This window comes from Actinomadura sp. BRA 177 (genome assembly GCF_013372625.1).
GTDB lineage: Bacteria > Actinomycetota > Actinomycetes > Streptosporangiales > Streptosporangiaceae > Spirillospora.
On sequence record NZ_JABXFD010000471.1, the window covers coordinates 1 to 4969 of the forward strand.

At 66.4% G+C, this 4969-nt stretch carries 7 protein-coding genes; 1 reads left to right on the forward strand and 6 read right to left on the reverse strand.

Annotation, left to right across the window (positions count from 1 at the left end; genetic code table 11):
- Window positions 1-101: 101 nt before the first annotated feature.
- From HUX53_RS27710 to HUX53_RS27735, 6 genes are all read right to left on the reverse strand, one after another.
- The gene (locus HUX53_RS27710) at window positions 102-716 is read right to left on the reverse strand and encodes a Scr1 family TA system antitoxin-like transcriptional regulator (protein ID WP_176406161.1); all 615 of its coding nucleotides are present in this window, start codon (window positions 714-716) and stop codon (window positions 102-104) included.
- A 409-nt stretch (window positions 717-1125) separates the two neighbouring features.
- On the reverse strand, window positions 1126-1320 hold the full coding sequence (locus tag HUX53_RS27715; RefSeq protein WP_176406162.1) for a DUF397 domain-containing protein: 195 nt from the start codon (window positions 1318-1320) through the stop codon (window positions 1126-1128).
- Window positions 1317-2198, reverse strand: a complete 882-nt coding sequence (locus HUX53_RS27720) for a helix-turn-helix transcriptional regulator (protein WP_176406163.1) — start codon at window positions 2196-2198, stop codon at window positions 1317-1319. Before HUX53_RS27720 ends, HUX53_RS27715 begins: the two co-directional genes overlap by 4 nt.
- 534 nt (window positions 2199-2732) lie before the next feature.
- Window positions 2733-3227, reverse strand: coding sequence for a hypothetical protein (locus HUX53_RS27725; RefSeq protein WP_176406164.1), 495 nt, complete (start codon window positions 3225-3227; stop codon window positions 2733-2735).
- Window positions 3227-3598 carry a hypothetical protein gene (locus HUX53_RS27730; RefSeq protein ID WP_176406165.1) on the reverse strand — a complete coding sequence of 124 codons (372 nt, stop codon included), beginning with the start codon at window positions 3596-3598 and terminating at the stop codon, window positions 3227-3229. Before HUX53_RS27730 ends, HUX53_RS27725 begins: the two co-directional genes overlap by 1 nt.
- Window positions 3599-3656: 58 nt before the next feature.
- Window positions 3657-4637, reverse strand: coding sequence for a hypothetical protein (locus HUX53_RS27735; protein WP_176406166.1), 981 nt, complete (start codon window positions 4635-4637; stop codon window positions 3657-3659).
- A 36-nt stretch (window positions 4638-4673) separates the two neighbouring features.
- Between HUX53_RS27735 and HUX53_RS40235 the strand changes: the two genes are divergently transcribed.
- Window positions 4674-4969 (forward strand): hypothetical protein (locus HUX53_RS40235; RefSeq protein ID WP_217919988.1); only part of this gene is annotated, 296 nt, incomplete at its 3' end.

Genomic DNA, 4969 nt, shown 5'->3' on the forward strand with positions numbered 1-4969 from the left:
ACCCGCGACGCCCTCCTGGGCCGGCCCTGGATGCCACCCGACCCGGCCACCGCCTGAACACCCATCCGCGTTGCGCTCACGCAACGCCATCTCGCCATGCCTCAAAGCGCCTGCGCTGAATGCTTACAGACGACCCTGATCATGTGGCGAAGCTGGGCGATCATTGCTTGCGGCGGGACGGCCAGCCGATGAATCAAGGACTCGTCCAGGACGGTTTCGTAGGACGGGCCGTCCGGTCGAAGCAGTTCGCGTTGCCGCCGCATGCGGGCGTCGGCCATGCGCTCCGGGACGTAGTCGATCTTCCCTTGGCACTCGTCCAGTTCAACGAGCGCCGAGATGAACTCGGGAGCCTGCAAGACAGCAGGCATCAGCGTCTGGTTGTACTCGCGGACGGTTTCGGCGTTGTACTCCAGGTCGGCGTAGAGCTTCTGGCGAGGGCCCATGGAGACGCCGTACTTGTCCCACCACCCCTTCTGTGCGGCCTCGTGGGCGAGCTTGAGGAACTTGTCGTACTGGCTGCCGGTGATTTCGAGGGCGTTGAGCATGTTCATGATCTCGGCCAGGTCCGGGCGGACCTGTGCGTTCTCCAGCCGGGAGATCTTCGCGCGGTTGTAGAACATGAGGCGGGCCAGGCCGTCGGTCGTAAGGCCGCGGCTCTCGCGGAGTTTGCGTATCTCGGCCGCCAGTCGTCGGCGGCGGACGTAGGGGCTCGGCATCGGCCGTCCTCCCGATATCGCGTTGGACACGATTCGCAGCGATCGCTAACCGTGTGCGATCGGCCACTATCGAGTAATCGTACGGTCACGCTCGGACAAACACTCGACTCGCGCGCCGAAACGGGCCGCTCTCCGCGATATCGACGCGTGCAAAACGTGCACGTGCGAACTTTGCGCCGTCCGATCCGTCCAGAGAAGTCAGAATTCGAGAGCCCGGATGTCGGTAGATGCCGGATCTGCGAAGGCGCACCGCAGGAACACAACGCTTCCGCGCCTCACGGTACTTCGCCCTCGATCCGTCCGAAGTGGAAGGACCGCGTCGCCCTGACAGGTGAGTGTGGAGGCCAAAGACGCCATCGGCCTTGAGGCGAGTGGGCTCGCCTCAAGGCCGCGATGCTTGGTGGGGGGATCAGTGATCGTGGGCGCGGATCTCCCGGAGGAGGACCCGCCATTCCTCCCTGGTGAGTTCCAGGGTCGGACCGTTGCCGTGAAGCTTGGTGTCGCGGACTCCGATCGTCCCGTCGGTTGCCCGGCCCACCTCGATGCAGTGGCCGTTGGGTTCGCTGTGGCGAGACTTGCGCCAGTCGTGGAACTGCTTGGTCATGTTCCCGATCCTGTCTGGTCGGTGAGCCGGTCGGCCACCTCCGTCAGGAAGGCGATGCTGTCCTCCGTGGACAGAGCAGCCTCCCGGAGGCGGTCGTATATCCCGGTATACCGTGCCACTTCGCCGCGCTTGGTAAGAACGAGGTCGGTGGTGACGGTGTCGACGATGGCGATCGGCTGGTCGCCCGGGTCGGCGAACGTGTAGAGGTAGAACGGCGCCTTCGGGAGGAAACCTCCAGGGATGCGGGCGTTGTGCATGAGCACGCGAACGGTGATCCGCTCTTCTACCGAGACCGTTTGGATCATGTGCCGGAGTTGGGCGGCCATCGCCTCCTCCGGTATCGCCAGCCGGTGAATCACCGTTTCATCGAGGATGATCTCGTAGGCCGGTCCGCCTGGCCTGAGCAGTTCCCGCTGCCGGCGCTCGCGAGCTTCGGCCATCCGGTCGGGCTCGTAGTCGAGCGTCTTTTGGCTCTCGTCGAGGCTGACAAGAGTGTCGATGAACGGGCGGCACTGAAGGGCGCCGGGCATCGCCGTCTGGTCGTAGCTGCGGACGGTGGCGGAGTTGTACTCCAGGTCGGCCGCGAGCTTCTGGCGTGGTCCCATGGAGACGCCGTATTTGTCCCACCAGCCCTTGTGGGCGGCCTCGCGAGTGAGCTTGAGGAGCCTGTCGTACTGGCTGCCGGTGATTTCGAGGGTTTCGAGCATGGTCATGATCTCGCCGACGTCCGGACGGACCTGGGCGTTTTCCAGGCGGGAGATCTTGGCGCGGTTGTAGAACATGATGCGGGCCAGGCCATCGGTGGTGAGGCCACGGCTCTCGCGGAGTTTGCGTATCTCGGCCGCCAGTTGCCGGCGGCGGACGTAGGGGCTCGGCATCGACCGTCCTCCCGATAGCGCGTCGAACACGACCTGTGCCGATCACCGACTCTGTGCGATCGGCCACTATCGAGTAATCGTACGGTCACGCTCGGACAAACACTCGACCCGCGCCCCGAAAAGGCACACGCTCCGGACATCAGCACACGCAAATTCTGAACGTGCGACCTTCGTGCACCCTCTTCGTCCAGGAAGGCCCGGATTCCAAAGCCCACTTATCCACACGTGTCGCATTTGCGAATCAGCGCTCAGAACTGAGGAGGGCGCATGGCGGCGCGTCGGTCAGTAGCGGGCAACCACCCGTCCGGCCCCGGTCGTACGTGCTCGCCCGCAGCCCTCGCCACCGTCCGCCAGCCCGCGTCCACCAGCACGGCACCGAACGCAGGTGACGCGTTGGTGCCATGCCGAGGATCGACTTGCCGACTGCCCGGCGATTCGATGACCACGCAGTCCGTAACCAGTCTGGTAGCGGGCGGCCGGGTGCGGGGACCGATCTGCCTCCGGGTGGGTGGAGGCACTAGCCGCAGCGGTCGTCTATCGCTGCCCGGCCTGCTCGCTTTGCCGTGCGGCAAGCCACTGCTCGGTGTAGGTGGTCGCTTCGTCGATGAATTGCTCCAGCCCCGCCCGATCGAAGTCCGCCTCGCCGACGAGGTACAGCAGGATGTAGACCTCGGCGTAAAGCACCGCTCTAACGTCGTCCGAGCCGCCGTCGTCGGGTGGTGGCGCACCGACGACGTGGCGGATCATGTCCTCGGCTACCAGAGAGCTGATGAGACTTACGTCCTCTCCGGCTGCGACCCGGACGTCGGCAACGAACTGGACGATCTCACCGACCGTGTATCGGGGCGAGAACCTCCGTCGCACCGCGACACAAAAGGCGCCGTAGAGCAGCGACATGTACCCGGCCGCCGTCTCGTCGTCCACTTGCAACTCGTCCTGCAGCGACTCCCAAGCCGCCGGTCCTTCCAACAGGAACGACCGCAAGGCCAGGATGTTCTCTTCCCGAGTCCTGACGGCTGCGTAGTCCATCACTCCAGCATTTCGTCCGCGTCTGTTCGGATCTGGTTCATGAAGGCATCGAGCTCGGCGTCGTCGTAATTCTCCTGCCCGACCAGGGCGGCCAGCAGGATGATCTGATGGCGGAGAACCGTCCCATCATCTATTCCTGCGATCGACCCCTTACCTAGCGCATGCATGATCATTTGCTCGGCGACATCCGGATTGATCGCGTCTGGGGCGTCGTCGCTCCTCGCTCGCGCTGCCGCAATGAAGTCGATGACCTCTGACCGGTCAGCCGGTTCGCCGTTCTTGACGAAACGCCGTTGGACAGCCTCGAACAACCCGGCCGCCAGCAAGGCCGCATAGCCGACGTTGTCGGACTGGTCGAGGTCATTGAACAACCGGAGATGCTCCTCCGGCGGACGCCCTGCCAGTTGCGCGTGGAGGGCTGCTACTTGCTTATCCGTGACTGGCATGTCCTCTTCCCATATGTCGTTTCAGCAGTGCCACGCCACCTCGAACCATCTCGACGGCGACTACGACACCGCTGACAGCGCCAACGAACGCGTCCCCGGCTTTGACGGGCTGATCCACGGAACTGATGCGGTCAGAAATATCGCGGACTGTGCACGGCTGGGTCCGTGGAGGTCGGGCGTCGAGTTGCTTGAACGCAGGCGTGGCGGTCTCATTAACGGCATCTCGCAGCTCCGCGCTCGCCCGGAGCATTTCCCGACGCACATCCTTCGGATCACGTGGCCGCTCGGGGTCCTCCTGGCGGGGGTCGTCGTCGACAGGGTCGTGTTCGGGACTTCCGAACTCACCGTGTCCCCGCGGGCCGACCTCCGCTCTGAGTGGGCCTTCGCGTCGCGGGAGGCCCGCCGGTTCGGTCGTTTCCGGCTGGGGCCGGGCCAGTTCTGCGCCGGGCTCGCCGGTGTGTTCTCGTCCATATCGGGGTTCGACGTGGACTTGGCCGCTGCTGTCGGTGCGCACATTGGAGATAATGGGGTTGCCGGGGACCTCCGGTTTTATCCGATTGGTCTCGTCTGGGTCCTGTTCGGAGGTGTCCTCCGGGCCTTTCTTACCATGGTCGCCGTCGTGTTCGCCGGGAGGTTCGGGTTCCCCGGCGCTCTGGTCGGTTTCTTCGGGCGGGGGCGACGCGTCGTCGGTGTTGCCCCGCTCGTCCGTTCCGCTGTCGGGTGCGGCTTCGCCGGTCTTCGTGCCGGGCTGGGTGGGCTCGCCCTCCTGGGGGGCGGGCGAAGCGTCGCCGGTGGTTCCGTGATCGGGGGTGCCGGTGGCGGCCTCGGCGGGCTGCTCCGTGCCGGACTCGCCGGCCTCGGCCGGTTTGGGTGCCTCGGTCGGCTGGGGTGCCTCGGGCGGGGTCGTGTGGCCGTTGTCGGCGGGCCCGTCCGGCGCCTGCGGATTCGTCCCGGTCTCCCGCACGGGTTGGGCGTCCCGGCCGGACGGCTCCGGGGCGCTGTGCACGCTGTCCGGCGGGGTCGGCGCGGGGCCGGTGGTCCGGTCGCCGGTCTCGGCGGACGGTTCGGGCCGGGCCCGGCCGTCGCCCTGCGCGTCCGAACCCAGCCCGTCCGTCCCCTGCTTGTCCGCACCCGGCGGAGTCTGCTCGGCCCCCGTCGGTGTCCCGCTGTCGGCGGGTGCGGCGGCGTTGTCCTGGCGGGGGAGCGGCGGGTGCTCCTGGTCCTGCGGGCGTCCGGCCTCGGGCGCGGGGCCGCCGCCCTGCTCGCCGGACGGCTGGGAGGCGGGCCGGTCACTCT